This window comes from Arthrobacter ipis (assembly GCF_014694315.1).
In the GTDB taxonomy this organism is placed as follows: Bacteria; Actinomycetota; Actinomycetes; order Actinomycetales; family Micrococcaceae; genus Arthrobacter; species Arthrobacter ipis.
The window spans coordinates 842,300-860,977 of the sequence record NZ_JAAOXD010000001.1 but is presented as its reverse complement, the minus strand read 5'-3'; the positions used below and the strand labels follow the sequence as shown (position 1 = coordinate 860,977).

Sequence of the window (18,678 nt, the reverse complement as noted above, 5' to 3'; positions counted from 1 at the left end):
CCCGGGGCGGAGTCCCCCGTCCTGGCGGACATCTCCTTTACCGCAGTCCCGGGCACCACCACCGCCATCATCGGTGCCACCGGCAGCGGCAAGACCACGCTGCTGAATCTCTTGCCGCGGTTCCTGAATGCCACCTCCGGCGAAGTCCGGCTGGGGGGAGCCGACGTCAGAACCCTGCCCGCCGGCCGGCTGCGGGAGCGGATCTCAGTGGTGCCGCAGCACTCCTATCTCTTCTCGGGCACCGTGGCGAGCAATCTGCGGATGGGCGCGCCGGAGGCCACCGAGGACGAGCTGTGGCAGGCTCTGCAGCTGGCGCAGGCCGGGGACTTCGTGCGCGGGCTCCAGGACGGCCTCCATGCAGCCGTCGCCCAGGGCGGGGCCGGGCTTTCGGGCGGGCAGCGGCAGCGTCTCTGCATCGCCCGCGCCATGCTCCGCGCCGCGGACCTCTACATCTTTGATGACAGTTTTTCCGCCCTGGACTATGCCACTGAGGCCGCGGTCCGGGAGGCAATGGCGCCCGCGCTGGAAGCAGCCACGGTAATCATGGTGGCCGAACGCATTCCCACCATCATGGGCGCGGACCGCATTCTGGTGCTGGAGGATGGCCGGCTGGTTGCCCAGGGGACCCACGCCGAACTGCTGGAATCGTCGTCCACCTACCGGGAGATCGCCGAATCCCAACTGGCCCTTGATGAGCAGCCGTGAGCAGCGGGCGGCCATGAAGGGCACCCACGCGGCCAGGCGCACCACCGGCACTTTCCTGCCGGCCGCCAAACGCCTGCTGGGCCTGCTGCGCCCGTCCGGAGGCAGGATGGTCCTGGCCGTCGCGGCCACCTGCGGCTTCGCCGCCCTCAATGTGGCGGCTCCCAAGCTCCTAGGCGACGCCACCGACGTCGTTGTCGACGGCTTCATGCATGGGACGTTCGACGCCGGCAAACTTGCCATGCTGCTCGGCGTGGTCTCGCTGATGTACGTTGGGACGTCCGTCTTCAACTGGGTCCAGGGGGCGCTGACCGCCCAGGCGGTGCAGCGGCTGGTCTTCGGCCTCCGCGCCGCCGTCGAGGACAAACTGCACCGGCTGCCGTCGGCGCACTTCCACGAACAGGCCAGGGGCGATGTCCTCAGCCGGGCCACCAACGACGTCGACAACATCTCGCAGGCACTCAACCAGCTGCTCACGCAGCTGATCATGTCCGTGCTGATGCTGTGCGGCTCGCTGGCCATGATGCTGTGGATCTCGCCGCTGCTGGCCGCCATCGCCCTGGTGTCCGTTCCCGTGTCCACGCTGATTACGGTGTTCATGGCACGGCAGTCCCAGACCTATTTCTCGGCCCAGTGGGCGTCCACCGGGGAGCTGAATGCCCACGTCGAGGAGTTCATCACCGGACACGAGGTGATCAAGGCGTTCGGGCAGCAGGACACGGCGGCGGCCATCTTCGGCCGCGGCAACGACCGGCTGGCCCGCGCCAGCGCGCGCGCCCAGTTCGTCTCGGGAGCCGTGCAGCCGCTCATGGTCTTCGTCGCCAACCTCAACTACGTGGCCGTGGCCGTCGTAGGCGCCCTGCAGGTGGCGGCCGGGGTAATGACCATCGGCGGCATCCAGGCGTTCATCCAGTTCAGCCGCCTGTTCACCCAGCCAATGGGGCAGATTGGCGGCATGCTCACGCTCATGCAGTCCTGCGCGGCCTCGGCTGAGCGGGTCTTCGCCCTGCTCGACGAGCCTGAGGTTCCACGCGAGGACGGCGTTCCGGTCCGCCAGGACAGCCTGCGCGGCCGGATTGACTTCGAGGACGTCACCTTCGCGTACACCCCGGGGGTGCCGGCCGCCAGCGGGCTGTCCTTCTCCGTCCTGCCGGGCCAGACAGTGGCCATCGTGGGCCACACGGGTGCGGGCAAGACCACCGTGGTGAACCTCCTCATGCGCTTCTATGAACTGGATTCTGGCCGGATCACGATTGATGGCACGGACATCTCCACGGTCCCCGTGGACTCGCTGCGGTCCAACTTCGCCGTGGTCATGCAGGACGTCTGGCTGTTCAGCGGGACCGTGCGCGAAAACATCGAATACGGCTCCCCGGGGGCGGATGATGACCGTATCCTGGCCGCGGCCGAGGCCAGCCACGTGGACCACTTCGTCAGGTCGCTGCCCGCCGGCTACGGCACGGTCCTGGGAGACGACGGCGATTCGCTGAGCCAGGGCCAGCGGCAACTGATCACGATCGCCCGGGCCCGGCTCGCCGACCGGAGCGTCCTGATCCTGGACGAGGCAACGAGTTCCGTGGACACCCGGACCGAGATGCAGATTAAGCTCGCAATGAACCGGCTGCGGCACGGTAAGACGAGCTTCATCATTGCGCACAGGTTGTCCACCGTGCGCGACGCTGATCTAATTCTGGTCATGGATCACGGACGCATTGTTGAACAGGGAACGCACAGCAGCCTGCTGTCCGTGGACGGCCATTACAGGCACCTGTATGAGGCGCAGTTCCGCGGGGTGGACCGCGAGCTCGGCGCCATCCGCCGGCACCGCGGCAGGCACGCCGCCGGCCGGCAGCGCTACCGGGAGTCAGGCCTGTGACCGCCGGCCATACCTTCCCGGGGCAGTGGAAACCGAACACCGGCAGCTCCGTGGCCCTCTTCGAGCAGCTGAGGCTGCACGTGATCGAGCAGGCGGACCAGGGGAAGCTTGCACCCGGCACGCGGCTGCCGGCGGTGCGGAGCCTCGCCGAAACCCTCGGCGTCGCACCCCACACCGTGGCGCGGGCGTACAAGGAGCTGGAAGCTGCGGGCGTCGTCGCCACCAAGGGGCGCAACGGGACGGTGGTCTGCGCCCGCGACGAGCGCTGGGGGACGTTGTCGGAGGCAGCCGCAGACTATGCCGCGGCCGCCAAATCACAGGGCGCAACGTTCGCCCAGGCGGTCCACCTGCTGGCTGCCGCTTACGACGCCGAGTAGCTGCGTGGCATAGCACACCCGCGTTTATATTCGAAGAAGTTTTCGACTAGCATTAGTGGGTGCCTAAAGCCGTAGCTGAAGAAACCGCTGTTGCCCCCTCCGCCGTCGTCCCCCTGGACCCCGCCAAACCGGCGCGTCCGGATCTTTCCCGGCTGGTGGTCAAGGGCGCCCGTGAGCACAACCTCCGCAACGTCGACCTCGACCTGCCGCGTGACGCCATGATCGTCTTCACCGGCCTGTCCGGTTCGGGAAAGTCCTCGCTCGCCTTCGACACCATTTTCGCCGAGGGCCAGCGCCGCTACGTGGAATCGCTCTCGGCCTACGCCCGGCAATTCCTGGGCCAGGTGGACAAGCCCGACGTCGACTTCATCGAGGGCCTGTCGCCTGCGGTCTCGATCGACCAGAAGTCCACGAGCAAGAACCCGCGCTCCACCGTGGGCACGATCACCGAAATTTACGACTACATGCGCCTCCTGTGGGCACGGGTGGGCCGTCCGCACTGTCCCGTGTGCGGTGAACCCGTCATCAAGCAGACCCCGCAGCAGATCGTGGACCAGCTGCTCGAACTTGAGGACGGGACCCGTTTCCAGATCCTCGCTCCGGTGGTACGCGGCCGCAAGGGCGAGTTCGTGGACCTCTTCAAGGAGCTGACGGCGAAGGGCTATTCCCGCGCCCGGGTCGACGGCGACCTCGTCCAGCTGAGCGACCCGCCCAAGCTCGGCAAGCAGTTCAAGCACACCATCGAGGTGGTGGTGGACCGGCTCGTGGTCAAGGAGGGCATCCGGCAGCGGCTGACGGACTCCATCGAGACGGCGCTCGGCCTCGCCGAAGGGCGCGTCCTGGCCGACTTCGTCGACCTTGACGCCGACGACGCGCACCGCACGCGCGCCTTCTCGGAAAACCTGGCCTGCCCCAACGAGCACCCCCTGGCCATCGATGAGATCGAGCCCAGGTCCTTCTCGTTCAACAACCCGTTCGGCGCCTGCTCGGCCTGCAGCGGCATCGGCACCCGGCTGGAAGTCGACGAGGAACTGATCATTCCGAACCCGGAGCTTGCGCTCGAGGACGGGGCAATTGCGCCGTGGTCCCTGGGCACCGCGACCACCGAGTACTGGAACCGGCTGCTCGGGGGGCTCGCCAAGGAGCTCGGGTTCTCCATGACCACGCCGTGGCAGGACCTTTCCGCAGACGTCCGGCAGACCGTCCTGCACGGCAAGGACCACAAGGTGGTGGTCCAGTACCGCAACCGGTTCGGCCGGGAGCGCAAGTACAGCACGGGCTTCGAAGGCGTGGTGCAGTACGTGCACCGCAAGCACACCGAAACGGAGTCCGACTCCGCCAGGGACCGCTACGAGGAATACATGCGGCAGATCCCCTGCCCCGCGTGCAACGGTGCCCGGCTGAACCCGGCGTCGCTCTCGGTGCTCATCAACGGCAAGTCCATTGCCGACGTCGCGCGGCTGCCCATGCGCGACTGCGCGGCATTCCTGGACAACCTCGTGCTGACCGGCCGTGAGGCGCAGATCGCACACCAGGTCCTCAAGGAGATCCAGGCCCGCCTCACCTTCCTGCTGGACGTGGGGCTGGAGTACCTGAACCTGGAACGCCCCTCCGGCACCCTCTCCGGCGGCGAGGCCCAGCGCATCCGGCTGGCCACCCAGATCGGATCGGGCCTTGTGGGCGTGCTGTACGTCCTGGACGAGCCGTCCATCGGGCTGCACCAGCGGGACAACCGGCGCCTGATCGAAACCCTGACCCGGCTCCGGGACCTGGGCAACACCCTCATCGTGGTCGAACACGACGAGGACACCATCCACGAGGCCGACTGGATCGTGGACATCGGCCCCGGAGCCGGCGAACACGGCGGACAGGTGGTCCACTCCGGGTCCTACAAAGCGCTGCTGGAGAACACGAAGTCCCTCACCGGGGATTATCTCTCCGGCAGGAAGCGCATCGACATCCCCAAGAAGCGGCGCAAGTACGACAAGAAGCGCGAGCTGAAGGTGGTCGGTGCCCGCGAAAACAACCTCGTCAACGTTGATGCGGCCTTCCCGCTGGGCCTGTTCACCGCAGTGACCGGCGTCAGCGGCTCGGGCAAATCCACCCTGGTCAACGAGATCCTGTACAAGGTGCTGGCCAACAAGCTCAACGGCGCCAAGCAGGTGGCCGGGCGGCACCGCTCTGTCCAGGGCCTCGAGCACCTGGACAAGGTGGTGCACGTCGACCAGAGCCCGATCGGCCGCACGCCGCGCTCCAACCCTGCCACCTACACGGGCGTGTTCGACAACATCCGGAAGCTCTTCGCCGAGACCACGGAGGCCAAGGTCCGCGGCTACCTCCCGGGACGGTTCTCCTTCAACGTCAAGGGCGGGCGGTGCGAAGCCTGCTCCGGTGACGGCACGCTGAAGATCGAAATGAACTTCCTGCCGGACGTCTACGTTCCCTGCGAGGTCTGCCACGGTGCGCGCTACAACCGGGAGACCCTCGAGGTGCACTACAAGGGCAAGACCATCGCCGACGTACTGAACATGCCCATCGAGGAGGGAGCCGAATTCTTCGCTGCTTTCTCCCCGATTGCCCGCCACCTCAAGACACTAGTCGATGTCGGCCTCGGATACGTCCGGCTCGGCCAGCCCGCCACCACGCTGTCCGGCGGTGAAGCGCAGCGCGTCAAGCTCGCGGCCGAACTCCAGAAGCGGTCCAACGGGCGCAGCGTCTACGTCCTCGACGAGCCCACCACCGGGCTGCACTTCGAAGACATCCGGAAGCTGCTGATGGTGCTGCAGGGCCTCGTCGAGAAGGGCAACACGGTTATCACCATTGAGCACAACCTCGACGTCATCAAGAGCGCCGACTGGATCGTGGACCTTGGCCCTGACGGAGGCTCCGGCGGGGGCCGGATCATTGCCTCGGGTACCCCCGAGCAGGTCTCCAAGTCCTCGGAAAGCTACACCGCGAAGTTCCTGGCCGAGATCCTCGGCTAGCAGCCAGGCCACAACGCCAGGACCAACAGCGCAACGGCTCACGAACGCCAGGACCAATAACGCAACGGCGGCCCGCCAGATCAACTGGCGGGCCGCCATCGTACGCATTTCATTGGAGTTTTTGTCCAGATAATGGCCGCTAAACGCCTCGGAAGTCACGATACGTGGACAATAACTCCAATTACGGGCGGAAGTATTCCCCGGGCGGCATACGAGTTTGAGCAGGCGTGCCATCGTGAGAAACTAAGCCGGTGACTTCAACAACAGTGCCCGTGATCTTCGACCTGGACGGCACTCTTGTCGATCCGGCCGGCGGGATAACAGACGGAATTGCCGCGGCCCTCACGGAACATGGCCTTCCTGTCCCCAGCCAGGACCTTCTAGACGCGATGGTGGGTCCCAAGCTGAGCGACTCGCTGCTGAACGTCGCGGCTGTTCCGCCGGCCATGCTCAAGGCTGTCATCCGGACGTACCGGATGCATTATCTGGACGTCGGCATTTCCCAAAGCCGCCTGTACCCTGGCATCGTCAGCCTGTTGGATGGCTACGTGGATGCCGGGCGGCCCATAGCTGTTGCTACGCAAAAGCCCGAAGGCCTTGCCCAGCTGGTGCTTCAGCACCACAAGATTGCCGGCCGGTTCCGCGCCATCAGGGGGTCGGCCGCAGACGAGGCCGCGGCTGCAGCCGGTCCGGTCGGCAAGACCGGCATCATCGCCGCTGCCATGACGGACCTCGGCACGCAGCACGCCGTGACGGTGGGCGACCGCGCGCAGGATGTGGCCGGAGCGCTGGCCAACGGACTCGACTGCATCGGCGTTAGCTGGGGCTTCGCGCCCGACGGCGAACTGGAGGCAGCGGGAGCTGTGGCTGTCGTACACGACACCGCCGGCCTGCGCGCCAAGGTCGAGGAGCTGGAGAACGTCCGCGCCGCAGCCCTGAGCGAGGTGCGCAACGATGGAGCTGTTTGACGGCGTCCGCTGGACGACGCGGACCCTCATCTCCGGCAGCTGCCGGCCTACCGTCATCGGGCTGGAGAACGTGCCCAAGAGCGGGCCGTTTATTGTGGCGCCGAACCACCTCTCCTTTCTGGACAGCGTGATTGTCCAGGCGCTCATGCCGCGGCCCGTCGCGTTCTTTGCCAAGGCGGAGTACTTCACCACCAAGGGCATCAAGGGCCGCGTGATGAAGTCCTTCTTCGAGGCAGTCGGCTCCATTCCCGTCGAACGAGGGGAACAGGCCGCGAGCGTGCAGGCCCTCAGGACACTGCTGGACATCCTCGAGGACGGCAGGGGCGTCGGCATTTACCCCGAGGGCACCCGGTCCCGTGACGGAATCCTGTACCGCGGCCGGACCGGCGTCGGCTGGCTGGCCCTCACCACCGGTGCCCCGGTAATCCCGGTGGGACTGATCGGCACCGAGAAGCTGCAGCCCGCCGGCCGCAACGCGGTTAAACCCCAGCACTTCATCATGAAGGTGGGGGAGCCGATCTACTTCGACAAGACCGGCCCGGACCATTCCCTCCCCGCCCGGCGCCAGGTGACCGACCGGATCATGGACGCCATCGCCGAGCTCAGCGGCCAGGAACGCTCCACCAGCTACAACCAGAGCAAGGTCATCGAGTAGGCGCAGCTTTCCGGGCGGCAATCCGCGGCCCCTCAGCTCAGTAGACTGGAATCGTGGCAGATCCATCAAGTTATAGACCCCAGACGGGTGAGATTCCGACCAATCCGGGCGTTTACAGGTTCAGGGATCCCCATGGGCGGGTTATCTACGTCGGCAAGGCCAAGAACCTCCGGTCACGCCTGAATTCGTACTTCGCGAACCCGGCAGGGCTCCTGCCCAAGACCCACGCCATGGTGTACGCGGCCAGCAGCGTCGAGTGGACGGTGGTGGCCAGCGAGCTCGAATCCCTCCAGCTGGAATACACCTGGATCAAGGAATTCAAGCCGCGGTTCAACGTGGTTTTCCGGGACGACAAGACGTATCCGTACCTCGCCGTCACCATGGGCGAGAAGCTGCCGCGCGTGCAGGTCATGCGCGGCGAGCGGCGGAAAGGCACCCGGTACTTCGGCCCTTACACGGCTGGAGCCATCCGCGAAACCATGGACACCCTGCTGCGGGTCTTTCCCGTGCGCAGCTGCAGCGCGGGCGTCCTGAAGCGTGCCCAGGCCAGCGGCAGGCCCTGCCTGCTGGGCTACATCGACAAATGCTCGGCCCCCTGCGTCGGCCGCGTCACCCCCGAGGAACACCGCGCCCTGGCCGAGGACTTCTGTGCCTTCATGGGAGGCGAGGCCAAGCGGTTCATCGCCCGGCTCGAAAAGGAGATGGGGGCCGCCGTCGCCATCCTTGACTACGAACGCGCTGCCCGGCTGCGCGACGACATCACCGCCCTCCGGAAGGTCTTCGAACGGAACGCCGTGGTGCTTGCCGAGGACACCGACGCCGACGTTTTCGCCCTGCACGAGGACGAGCTCGAAGCGGCCGTCCAGGTGTTCCACGTCCGGGGCGGACGGGTGCGCGGCCAGCGCGGCTGGGTGGTCGAGAAGGTGGAGGACTTCACCACCCCCGACCTCGTCGAACACCTCCTCCAGCAGGTCTACGGCGAGGACGCCGAGATCCAGGGCCGGCTTCCCCGCGAGGTACTGGTGCCTGTCGAACCGAGCAATTCACAGGATCTAGCCGAGTGGCTGGGCGGCATCCGCGGCGCCAAGGTGGACATCCGGGTTCCGCAGCGCGGGGACAAGGCCGCTCTTATGTCCACGGTCCGCGAAAATGCCGAACACGCACTCCGGCTCCACAAGACCCGCCGCGCCGGCGACCTGACCGTCCGGTCGCAGGCGCTGCAGGAACTTCAGGAGGCGCTGGAGCTCCCTGTTCCGCTGCTGCGCATCGAATGCTACGACGTCTCCCACGTCCAGGGCACTAACGTGGTGGCCTCCATGGTGGTGGTGGAGGACGGGCTGCCCAAGAAGTCCGATTACCGAAAGTTCTCCATCACCGGCGCCGCGGCCACGGACGACACCGCTGCGATGCACGACGTCCTGACGCGGCGTTTCCGGCACTATCTCGTGGACAAGACGGCCCAGGTTGAAGCCGCCGAACTGGTCGCGACTGCCCCGAACGGGACCGGTGCCAAAGGGGCGGCGCCAGCCGCCGCAAACGCGGCAACGGCGGACAGCGCGCTGGCGGACGCCGCACTGTCCGACACGACCACGCCGGCGCCGCGCGCGAAATTCGCCTACCCGCCCAACCTCGTGGTGGTGGACGGCGGCAAGCCACAGGTGAACGCGGCCGCCCGGGCACTGGAGGCGCTGGGCGTCGACGACGTCTACGTCGTCGGGCTCGCCAAGCGCCTCGAGGAGGTCTGGCTGCCGGACAGCGACTTTCCGGTCATCCTGCCCCGCTCCTCGCAGGGCCTCTACATGCTGCAGCGCATCCGCGACGAGGCGCACCGCTTCGCCATCTCCTTCCACCGGCAAAAGCGCGGCAAGGCGATGACCGTCTCAGCCCTCGACGGCGTGCCCGGGCTGGGCGATTCCAAGCGGAAGGCGCTGCTCGCCCACTTTGGCTCCGTGAAGAAGATCAAGGCGGCATCGGCGGCGGAACTGACCGCGGCCAAGGGTGTCGGGCCGGCGCTGGCCGCGGCCATTGTCACCCACTTCAGCGCGGGCGGCGCGGGCGGTGACTCGGACGAGTCCGTTCCGGCGATCAACATGACCACCGGGGAAGTGCTGGAAACTTAGCCCGTGCCCCGAAACTTGGTTAGGGTAAGTACGGGAAATCGGCGTGTGCCGCAAACAGCAACCCGCGCAGTAATTGCGCGCGGAAGCAACAGCAGGAATGAGGCTGGAATCAATGGCAGAGTCGACGGCGGAGTCCAGGACCGAAGAGGACGGCCTGACACCGGTCAAGCCCGCCGAAGCGGAACTGCTCATCGTGACCGGAATGTCCGGTGCAGGCCGCAGCACCGCCTCCGACGCGCTGGAGGACCACGGCTGGTACGTCGTCGAAAACCTGCCGCCGCAGATGCTGGGGACCCTGGCTGAACTCGTGTCCCACGCCCCGCAGTCCATTCCCAAACTTGCCGTGGTGATGGACGTGCGCAGCAAGGCGCTGTTCGCCGACATCCGCGCCGCGCTCCGTGCCCTCGAAGCCAGCGGCGTCACCTTCCGGGTGCTGTTCCTCGATGCCAGCGACGACGTCCTGGTCCGCCGTTTCGAACAGGGCCGGCGCCCGCACCCGCTGCAGGGCGGCGGCAGGATCCTGGACGGCATCGCCGCGGAACGCGAACTCCTCAAGGAGCTGCGCGACTCCTCGGACCTCGTCCTGGACACCTCGTCCCTGAACGTGCACGGGCTCGCCACCGCGATCACCGAACTGTTCACCGAGACCGGCCCCATCGCGATCCGCCTGAACATCATGAGCTTCGGCTTCAAATACGGCCTTCCCGTGGACGCCAACTATGTGGCCGACGTCCGGTTCATTCCCAATCCGCACTGGGTGCCGGCGCTCCGGCCGCACACCGGCCTTGACCAGGACGTCAGCGAGTACGTCCTCGGAGCCGAGGGCGTGCCGAACTTCGTGGAGCGCTACGTGCTCGCGCTGGAACCTGTCCTGGAGGGCTACCGCCGGGAGAACAAGCACTACGCCACCATCGCCGTCGGATGCACCGGCGGAAAGCACCGCTCGGTGGCGGTCGCCATGGAGCTCTCCAAGCGGCTCGCGCAATATCCGCGCGTGACCGTGACCACGACGCACCGGGACCTGGGCCGCGAGTAATGGGGGTTCTTACCGGCCCGCTGCCTTTGATTCCGCCGGCCGGCCTGACCGGTTCCCAACAGGACAAGGGACCCACCGTCGTCGCGCTCGGCGGCGGCCACGGCCTTTCGGCCTCCCTCTCGGCACTGCGGCTGCTTACTTCCGAATTGACCGCGGTGGTCACCGTGGCGGACGACGGCGGGTCCTCCGGCCGTCTCCGCGAGGAGTACGGCGTCCTTCCGCCCGGTGATCTCCGGATGGCCCTGTCCGCCCTCTGCGATGACACCGACTGGGGCCGTACCTGGCGCGACGTCATGCAGCACCGGTTCCGGTCTGCCCGCGGCGGCGCCTCCCTGGACGAACACGCCATGGGAAACCTTCTGATCGTCACGCTCTGGGAACTGCTGGGGGACGCCGTGGCCGGCCTGAAATGGGCGGGTGCGCTGCTCGGCGCCCGCGGACAGGTTCTTCCCATGTCCACCGTTCCGCTGACCATCGAGGGCGATGTCCGCGTGACCGCCCCGGACGGCAGCAGCACGGTCACCACCATCACGGGCCAGGCCCGCTGCGCCGTTGCGGGTTCGTTGGAGAGCGTCCGGCTGCTTCCCGAACAGGCTCCGGCCTGCGTTGAGGCCCTGACCGCGATTGAGCTTGCCGACTGGGTGGTGCTGGGCCCCGGCTCCTGGTACACCTCCGTGCTCCCGCATCTGCTGCTGCCGGAAATGCGCCAGGCGCTCTGCGATACGCCGGCGAAGCGCTGCCTCACCATGAACCTCGCCATGGACACCAAGGAAACGTCGGGCATGTCCGCCGCCGACCACCTGCATGTGCTGCGCGACTACGCGCCGGAGTTCAGCGCGGACGTGGTGCTCGCAGACCCGGCCTCCGTTTCGGACCTGGCCGAGTTTGAGCGGGCAGCGGGGATGATCGGTGCCGAGGTTGTCTTGGGTAGAGTAGGGGCTTCGGGCCGGCGACCGGTCCATGACCCCTTGCGGCTGGCTACGGCCTACCAGGATATTTTCGGGAATAGTTAGGAAAGGTGCCATGGCACTGACAGCATCAGTCAAGGAAGAACTCTCCCGCCTGGACATCAAGAAATCATCAGTCCGCAAGGCTGAGGTCTCGGCCATGCTCCGCTTTGCCGGGGGATTGCACATCATCTCGGGCCGGATCGTCATCGAGGCCGAGGTCGATCTGGCCTCCACCGCCCGCCGCCTGCGCGCCGCGATCGCCGAGGTCTACGGGCACCAGAGCGAGATCATCGTCGTCTCCGGCAGCGGCCTGCGCCGCGGCAGCCGGTACGTGGTCCGCGTCGTCCGCGACGGCGAGGCGCTCGCCCGGCAGACCGGCCTCCTTGACGGCCGGGGACGGCCCGTGCGCGGGCTGCCATCCGTCGTCGTCAACGGCTCAGCCGCTGACGCTGAAGCGGTGTGGCGGGGCGCCTTCCTGGCGCACGGCTCACTCACGGAACCCGGCCGGTCCTCGTCCATGGAGGTCACCTGCCCCGGTCCGGAATCCGCCCTCGCGCTGGTCGGCGCAGCCCGGCGGCTGGGGATACAGGCCAAGGCCCGGGAAGTCAGGGGAGTGGACCGCGTGGTGATCCGCGACGGCGACACCATCGCCGCGCTGCTCACCCGGATGGGCGCCCACGACGCACTCATGGTCTGGGAAGAGCGGCGCATGCGCAAGGAAGTGCGGGCCACCGCGAACCGCCTCGCCAACTTCGATGACGCCAACCTCCGCCGCTCCGCGCAGGCCGCTGTGGCCGCCGGCGCCAGGGTGGACCGGGCCCTGGAGATCCTCGGCGACGACGTTCCGGACCACCTCAAGTACGCCGGCGAACTCCGGGTGGCCCACAAGCAGGCCAGTCTCGACGAACTTGGCCGGCTCGCCGATCCGCCCATGACGAAGGACGCCATCGCCGGGCGCATCCGCCGGCTGCTGGCCATGGCGGACAAACGCGCCTCGGATCTTGGCATCCCGGGCACGGATGCCAATGTGACGCCGGAAATGCTGGACGAGTAAACGGCGCCCATAGAATCAAGACCAGGTGGCGGCTGTTGCCGCCATCGTAGTTTTCCGGATGACCCGTCATCCGGGATGCACAATCCGAGAGTTAGCAAAACCGGACAAACTGTCCACGACATTGGAGGATTTTGTGACCGAGTACGTTCTGCCCGAACTCAGCTACGATTACGCAGCGCTCGAGCCCCACATCTCTGCACGGATCATGGAGCTGCACCACAGCAAGCACCACGCCGCGTATGTAACGGGCGCCAACAACGCGCTGGCCCAGCTGGCCGAGGCACGCGAAAAGGGCGACTTCGCCAACATCAACCGCCTTTCCAAGGACCTGGCCTTCCACACCGGCGGCCACGTCAACCACTCCGTGTTCTGGAACAACCTCTCCCCGGACGGAGGCGACAAGCCTGAAGGTGAGCTCGCCGCCGCCATCGACGACGCCTTTGGTTCGTTCGATGCCTTCCGCGCCCAGTTCTCCGCGGCCGCCCTCGGTCTGCAGGGATCCGGCTGGGGCTTCCTGGCCTACGAGCCCATCGGTGGCAACCTCCTCATCGAGCAGCTCTATGACCAGCAGGGCAACGTCGCGCTCGGCACCACCCCGCTGCTGATGCTGGACATGTGGGAGCACGCCTTCTACCTGGACTACGTCAACGTCAAGGCTGACTACGTCAAGGCGTTCTGGAACATCGTCAACTGGGCCGACGTGTCCGCCCGCTTCGCCGCGGCACGCGCCAACGCAACCGGTCTGATCACTCTCTAAGTGTGATCCTGCGTACATAAAGCAGTAACAAACTTCACATTCGGCCACTTTAGGGCCGAATTCTGGACGGTCCGCCCCCGCACTTGCGGGGGCGGACCTACTTAAACGTAAGATGGATCACGGAAGGCGGTTAGCCTTCAGCAATGAGGCTGGTCGCCCTCCGATCTGAAAAATATCTCTGCCCAATGGCGTGCGGGATCTGTTAGTTGGCTTGAACGCCCGCTTAACTAGTTGTGCTTCCAAGGCACAAAGGAGACAAAAAGTGACCACCCGTATTGGTATTAACGGCTTCGGCCGCATCGGCCGCAACTACTTCCGCGCTGCACTTGCTCAGGGTGCGGACCTTGAGATCGTTGCCGTCAACGACCTCACGAGCCCCGAGGCACTGGCCCACCTGCTCAAGTACGATTCCGTCGGCGGACGCCTGGCCGAGACCATCGAGGTCAAGGAAGGCAACCTCGTCGTCAACGGCAACGCCATCAAGGTTCTGGCCGAGCGCGACCCCGCCAACCTCCCCTGGAAGGACCTCGGCGTCGACATCGTCATCGAGTCCACCGGTTTCTTCACCAAGGCGGCTGCCGCCAAGAAGCACATCGAGGCCGGCGCCAAGAAGGTCCTGATCTCCGCCCCCGCTTCGGACGAGGACATCACCATCGTGATGGGCGTCAACGACGGTCTGTACGACCCCGAGAACCACCACATCATCTCCAACGCTTCCTGCACCACCAACTGCCTCGGCCCGCTGGCCAAGGTTGTCAACGACACGTTCGGCATCGAGCGTGGCCTGATGACAACCGTCCACGCCTACACCGCAGACCAGAACCTGCAGGACGGCCCGCACAACGACCTCCGCCGTGCACGCGCCGCCGCCATCAACATGGTTCCCACCTCCACCGGTGCCGCCAAGGCCATCGGCCTGGTCCTGCCGGAGCTCAAGGGCAAGCTGGACGGCTACGCCATCCGTGTTCCGGTCCCCACCGGCTCCGCAACCGACCTCACCGTCACGGTCTCCCGCGAGACCACCGTCGAGGAAGTCAACGCCGCGCTCAAGAAGGCTGCAGAGTCCGATGAGTGGCAGGGCATCCTGACCTACACCGACGCCCCGATCGTCTCCTCGGACATCGTCGGCGACCCCGCCTCGTCCATCTTTGACTCCGGTTTGACCAAGGTCATCGGCAACCAGGTCAAGGTTGTTTCGTGGTATGACAACGAATGGGGCTACTCGAACCGCCTCGTGGACCTCACGGAGCTTGTCGCGGCAAAGCTGGGCTAGGGTTAGCTACATGACATCTCACACCCTCAACGAACTGATCGCTGAAGGTGTCCGCGGGCGGTACATTCTGGTTAGAAGTGACCTGAATGTGCCGCTCGACGGCTCTACAGTCACTGACGACGGCCGCATTCGGGCCTCTCTGCCAGTGCTGGGAAAGCTCACGGACGCCGGTGCCCGCGTGCTGGTAACAGCCCACCTCGGCCGCCCCAAGGGCGCCCCTGAAGACAAGTACTCGCTCAAGCCGGCGGTTGCCCGTCTGGCTGAGCTGGCCTCCTTCCCTGTCTCCCTCGCGGAGGACACGGTAGGGTCCTCCGCCAAGGAGCAGGCCGCTGCTCTGCAGGACGGCCAGGTCCTGGTGCTCGAGAACGTGCGGTTCGACGCACGCGAGACCAGCAAGGACGAGGCCGAGCGTGGCGCTTTCGCCGACGAACTGGTGGGACTCACCGGTGACAACGGTGCTTTTGTGAACGACGCCTTTGGCGCCGTCCACCGCAAGCACGCCAGCGTTTACGACGTCGCCACCCGGCTCCCGTCGTACCTTGGCGACCTTGTGGGCACCGAGGTGGAGGTCCTCCGCAAGCTGACCGCAGACACCCAGCGTCCCTACGTTGTGGTCCTCGGCGGTTCGAAGGTTTCGGACAAGCTCGCGGTCATCGACAACCTGCTCGGCAAGGCAGACACCATCCTGGTGGGCGGCGGCATGCTGTTCACGTTCCTGGCAGCCGAAGGCCACAAGGTGGCCGGCAGCCTGCTGGAAGAGGACCAGATCCCGGTCGTCCAGGACTACCTCAAGCGCGCAGCCGACGCCGGCACGGAATTCGTGATCCCCACGGACGTCGTGGTGGCAGCCAAGTTCGCCGCCGACGCCGACCACGAAACGGTCAGCGCCGACGCCATCGAAGGCAGCAGCTTCGGAGCCCAGGGCATCGGCCTGGACATCGGACCCGAGTCTGCCCGGGCATTCGCCGAGCAGATCAAGGGCGCCAAGACCGTGTTCTGGAACGGCCCCATGGGCGTCTTCGAGTTCGAGGCATTCTCCGCAGGCACCCGGGCCATCGCCCAGGCGCTGACGGAGACGGACGCGTTCACGGTGGTCGGCGGCGGCGACTCCGCTGCTGCGGTCCGCACCCTCGGCTTCGCCGATGACCAGTTCGGACACATTTCCACCGGCGGCGGCGCCAGCCTGGAATACCTTGAAGGCAAGGAACTTCCCGGCCTGAGCGTTCTGGACCGCTAAAGACATACCAGCCGGCAGGGCACCTTTCGCACCGCGAAGGCGCCCTGCCGGCTGTTCACATGATCAGCACATTTGACCGGCAGTTTTGGAGAACACGTGACTACGTCAACCAACGGCACCTTTGACCGCACGCCTTTGATCGCAGGCAACTGGAAGATGAACATGGACCACGTCCAGGGCATCACCCTCCTGCAGAAGCTGGCCTGGACACTGTCCGACGCCAAGCACGACTACAGCCGCGTGGAAGCCGCTGTCTTCCCGCCCTTCACCGACCTCCGCGGCGTGCAGACCCTCGTCCAGGGCGACGAACTCGACATCGCCTACGGCGGCCAGGACCTGTCCCAGTTCGACTCCGGTGCGTACACCGGCGACATCTCCGGCCAGTTCCTGAACAAGCTCGGCTGCAAGTACGTCCTCGTTGGCCACAGCGAACGCCGGACCATCCACGCTGAGTCGGACGAAGTCCTGAATGCCAAGGTCAAGGCGGCCTACCGCCACAACGTCATCCCCGTCCTCTGCGTCGGGGAAGGCCTGGAGATCCGCCAGGCCGGCACCCACGTCCAGCACACCCTGGACCAGCTCCGTGCCGACGTCGAAGGCCTCACCGCCGAGCAGGCGGCCGAGCTCGTCGTCGCCTATGAGCCCGTCTGGGCCATCGGCACCGGCGAGGTTGCAGGCCCGGAGGACGCCCAGGAAATGTGTGCCGCGATCCGTGCCGAGCTCACCGAACTGTTCGACGCCGACGTGGCGGGCAAGGTCCGTCTGCTGTACGGCGGTTCGGTCAAGGCCAGCAACGTAGCCGCCATCCTCAAGGAACGCGACGTCGACGGCGTGCTGGTGGGCGGTGCCAGCCTTGATCCCGCTGAGTTTGCTAATATTGTGAAGTTCGAGAGCCACCTCGTAACGGACTAGTCCGTTCATCTGGCACGCTCCCGCATCCACCAACTTTGGAAAGGCCGTCGTGGACGTTCTTCATGTGATTCTGCAGATCCTGCTGGGCATTACCAGCCTTCTGCTGACCCTGCTCATCCTCCTCCACAAGGGACGCGGCGGCGGCCTGTCGGACATGTTCGGCGGCGGAATGAGCTCGGGGCTGTCCTCGTCCGGCGTTGCTGAACGCAACCTCAACAGGTTCACCATCATCCTCGGAGTCACCTGGGGCGTGGTCATCATCGCCCTCGGCCTCCTGATGCGCTTCACAGGCGTGGCCGACTCCTAGAGGCAGCCGCCCAGCACGAAAAGCCCGGCCCGATCAGGATCCTTTCCTGATTGGGCCGGGCTTTTCGTGCCGCCAGGGGGAACTCCGGACTAAACTGTGGCTATCGGATCTAACGGCAGCGCCGCCATTAGCAGCGAGGGAGTTCCCATGGTGCATTCCTCTTCAGGATTCCGCGGCACCCGCGTGGGTGTCATTCAAGGGGCCGGATTGAAGAACCAGGGGGATGATCCTCTCGGGGAGCCCCTGCCGCGTATTTGTGTCTCCTATTGGTGCGCCATGGGACACGAGACGCGGCCTGTCTTTCTTAAGTTGCCGGACGACCAGATTCCGGATGTGTGGGACTGCCGCCAGTGCGGCCGGCCGTCGACGCGGAACCCCGGTGCCGGGATGCCCGGCGAAGCCCAGGAAGAAGGCTTCAAAAGCCATCTGGATTACGTTAAAGAAAGACGCTCCAGCCAGGACGCCGAAGAGGTCCTGGCTGGAGCGTTGCGGCGGCTAAGAGCCAGCCGGCGCCTTCCTGACTAGCTGCTCGGGCACGCGCGAGGCTGCGTTTTCGTCGATCAGCCACAGCGTCCGGGACCGGCCTGCCGGCCCGGCCGCGGGCACCTGCACGGGATTGGCTCCGGCCAGGGCCAGGCCCACCGCACCGGCCTTGTCCTCGCCTGCCACCACCATCCACACCTCCGCGGAGGTGTTGATGGCCGGCAGGGTCAGGGAGATGCGCTCGGGCGGCGGCTTGGGGGAGTTGCGGACCCCCACCACAGTCAGCTGCTTCTCGCGGATGCCGCCCTGCTCCGGGAACAGGGACGCCACGTGCGCGTCGGGGCCCACGCCCAGCAGGACGACGTCGAACCGGGGAAGCCGGCCGGGCTCCTCGGGACGGTCGTCCGAAGCATCTGCGGCATGCTCGGCCGCTGCCGCATTACTGAGGCGTTGTGCGTAGTCCTCTGCTGCCTGTTCCGGCGTTTCAAAGTCATCCGTCGAGCCGGGCACGTGGACGCGCTCGGGATCAGCGTTGATGTGCTTCAGGAGTGCTTCCTGGGCCTGGAGCGCGTTGCGGTCCGGGTCCTGGGAGCCGACGAAGCGCTCGTCGCCCCACCAGAAGTTCACTTTGGCCCAGTCCACCGCGGGAGCGGCAGGGGAATCGGCTACTGCCTTCAGCGTTCCGATGCCCACCGTGCCGCCGGTAAGCACCACCGTTGCCTCACCGAACCGGTCCTGCACATCCACAAGCTTGGTGATCAGTCGGGCCGCAATGGCGGCCATGAGGACGGACGAGTCAGGGTGGATGCTTACTCTGGGCTCAGCGCTCACTGGGACGGACACTCCTTAGATTGGTACGTGGCAGTCCAATAGTAATCACTTCGCCGAAGACCTCGTCGGGGTCGAGGCGGCGGAGTTCTTCTGCGAGGCAGTCGCGGAGGCTGCGGCGTGGGAGGGAGATGCGTTGTGCGGGTTGGCCGGGTTGGG

Annotated in this window: 18 protein-coding genes; 16 read left to right on the top strand and 2 right to left on the bottom strand. The window is 66.2% G+C overall.

The genetic code is table 11. From position 1 onward, the window contains the following. The 16 genes from G9E11_RS04130 to G9E11_RS04055 all read left to right on the top strand — a co-directional run. Positions 1-705: ABC transporter ATP-binding protein (locus G9E11_RS04130; RefSeq protein ID WP_190603628.1), on the top strand; the 705-nt coding region annotated here is incomplete at its 5' end. A 13-nt stretch (positions 706-718) separates the two neighbouring features. Next, positions 719-2,578, top strand: a complete 1,860-nt coding sequence (locus G9E11_RS04125) for an ABC transporter ATP-binding protein (protein ID WP_190603629.1) — start codon at positions 719-721, stop codon at positions 2,576-2,578. Further along, positions 2,575-2,955, top strand: coding sequence for a GntR family transcriptional regulator (locus G9E11_RS04120; RefSeq protein WP_190603133.1), 381 nt, complete (start codon positions 2,575-2,577; stop codon positions 2,953-2,955). The genes G9E11_RS04125 and G9E11_RS04120 overlap by 4 nt, the downstream gene beginning before the upstream one ends. Positions 2,956-3,014: 59 nt before the next feature. Continuing rightward, positions 3,015-5,939 carry an excinuclease ABC subunit UvrA gene (uvrA, locus tag G9E11_RS04115; protein ID WP_190603131.1) on the top strand — a complete coding sequence of 975 codons (2,925 nt, stop codon included), beginning with the start codon at positions 3,015-3,017 and terminating at the stop codon, positions 5,937-5,939. 251 nt (positions 5,940-6,190) lie between these two features. Next, on the top strand, positions 6,191-6,907 hold the full coding sequence (locus G9E11_RS04110; RefSeq protein WP_190603129.1) for an HAD hydrolase-like protein: 717 nt from the start codon (positions 6,191-6,193) through the stop codon (positions 6,905-6,907). Further along, on the top strand, positions 6,894-7,562 hold the full coding sequence (locus G9E11_RS04105) for a lysophospholipid acyltransferase family protein (RefSeq protein ID WP_190603128.1): 669 nt from the start codon (positions 6,894-6,896) through the stop codon (positions 7,560-7,562). Before G9E11_RS04110 ends, G9E11_RS04105 begins: the two co-directional genes overlap by 14 nt. A 53-nt stretch (positions 7,563-7,615) precedes the next feature. Next, positions 7,616-9,682 (top strand): excinuclease ABC subunit UvrC, encoded by a 2,067-nt coding sequence (gene uvrC / locus G9E11_RS04100; RefSeq protein WP_190603126.1) that lies wholly within the window; start codon positions 7,616-7,618, stop codon positions 9,680-9,682. 112 nt (positions 9,683-9,794) lie between these two features. Beyond that, the gene (rapZ, locus tag G9E11_RS04095; protein ID WP_190603626.1) at positions 9,795-10,718 is read left to right on the top strand and encodes an RNase adapter RapZ; all 924 of its coding nucleotides are present in this window, start codon (positions 9,795-9,797) and stop codon (positions 10,716-10,718) included. Then, positions 10,718-11,731: a gluconeogenesis factor YvcK family protein gene (locus tag G9E11_RS04090; protein ID WP_190603124.1), complete on the top strand. Its 1,014-nt coding sequence runs from the start codon at positions 10,718-10,720 to the stop codon at positions 11,729-11,731. Before rapZ ends, G9E11_RS04090 begins: the two co-directional genes overlap by 1 nt. Positions 11,732-11,741: 10 nt before the next feature. Further along, on the top strand, positions 11,742-12,722 hold the full coding sequence (whiA, locus tag G9E11_RS04085) for a DNA-binding protein WhiA (protein ID WP_003805560.1): 981 nt from the start codon (positions 11,742-11,744) through the stop codon (positions 12,720-12,722). 133 nt (positions 12,723-12,855) lie between these two features. Beyond that, positions 12,856-13,479 (top strand): superoxide dismutase, encoded by a 624-nt coding sequence (locus G9E11_RS04080; RefSeq protein ID WP_190603122.1) that lies wholly within the window; start codon positions 12,856-12,858, stop codon positions 13,477-13,479. Between the two features lie 262 nt (positions 13,480-13,741). Next, on the top strand, positions 13,742-14,752 hold the full coding sequence (gene gap, locus G9E11_RS04075) for a type I glyceraldehyde-3-phosphate dehydrogenase (RefSeq protein WP_102974296.1): 1,011 nt from the start codon (positions 13,742-13,744) through the stop codon (positions 14,750-14,752). Between the two features lie 10 nt (positions 14,753-14,762). After that, positions 14,763-15,989 carry a phosphoglycerate kinase gene (locus G9E11_RS04070; RefSeq protein ID WP_190603120.1) on the top strand — a complete coding sequence of 409 codons (1,227 nt, stop codon included), beginning with the start codon at positions 14,763-14,765 and terminating at the stop codon, positions 15,987-15,989. 96 nt (positions 15,990-16,085) lie between these two features. Beyond that, positions 16,086-16,901, top strand: a complete 816-nt coding sequence (tpiA, locus tag G9E11_RS04065; RefSeq protein ID WP_190603118.1) for a triose-phosphate isomerase — start codon at positions 16,086-16,088, stop codon at positions 16,899-16,901. 49 nt (positions 16,902-16,950) lie between these two features. Then, positions 16,951-17,208, top strand: a complete 258-nt coding sequence (secG, locus tag G9E11_RS04060) for a preprotein translocase subunit SecG (protein WP_003805565.1) — start codon at positions 16,951-16,953, stop codon at positions 17,206-17,208. 147 nt (positions 17,209-17,355) lie between these two features. Continuing rightward, on the top strand, positions 17,356-17,733 hold the full coding sequence (locus tag G9E11_RS04055) for an RNA polymerase-binding protein RbpA (protein ID WP_190603116.1): 378 nt from the start codon (positions 17,356-17,358) through the stop codon (positions 17,731-17,733). On the opposite strand, the gene pgl is transcribed toward G9E11_RS04055, so the two are convergent. Beyond that, complete coding sequence (pgl, locus tag G9E11_RS04050; RefSeq protein WP_190603108.1) at positions 17,704-18,522, bottom strand: 6-phosphogluconolactonase; 819 nt, start codon at positions 18,520-18,522, stop codon at positions 17,704-17,706. The genes G9E11_RS04055 and pgl overlap by 30 nt on opposite strands. Continuing rightward, a partial coding sequence (locus G9E11_RS04045) for an OpcA/G6PD domain-containing protein (protein WP_190603624.1) occupies positions 18,512-18,678 on the bottom strand: 167 nt, incomplete at its 5' end. The genes G9E11_RS04045 and pgl, both read right to left, overlap by 11 nt.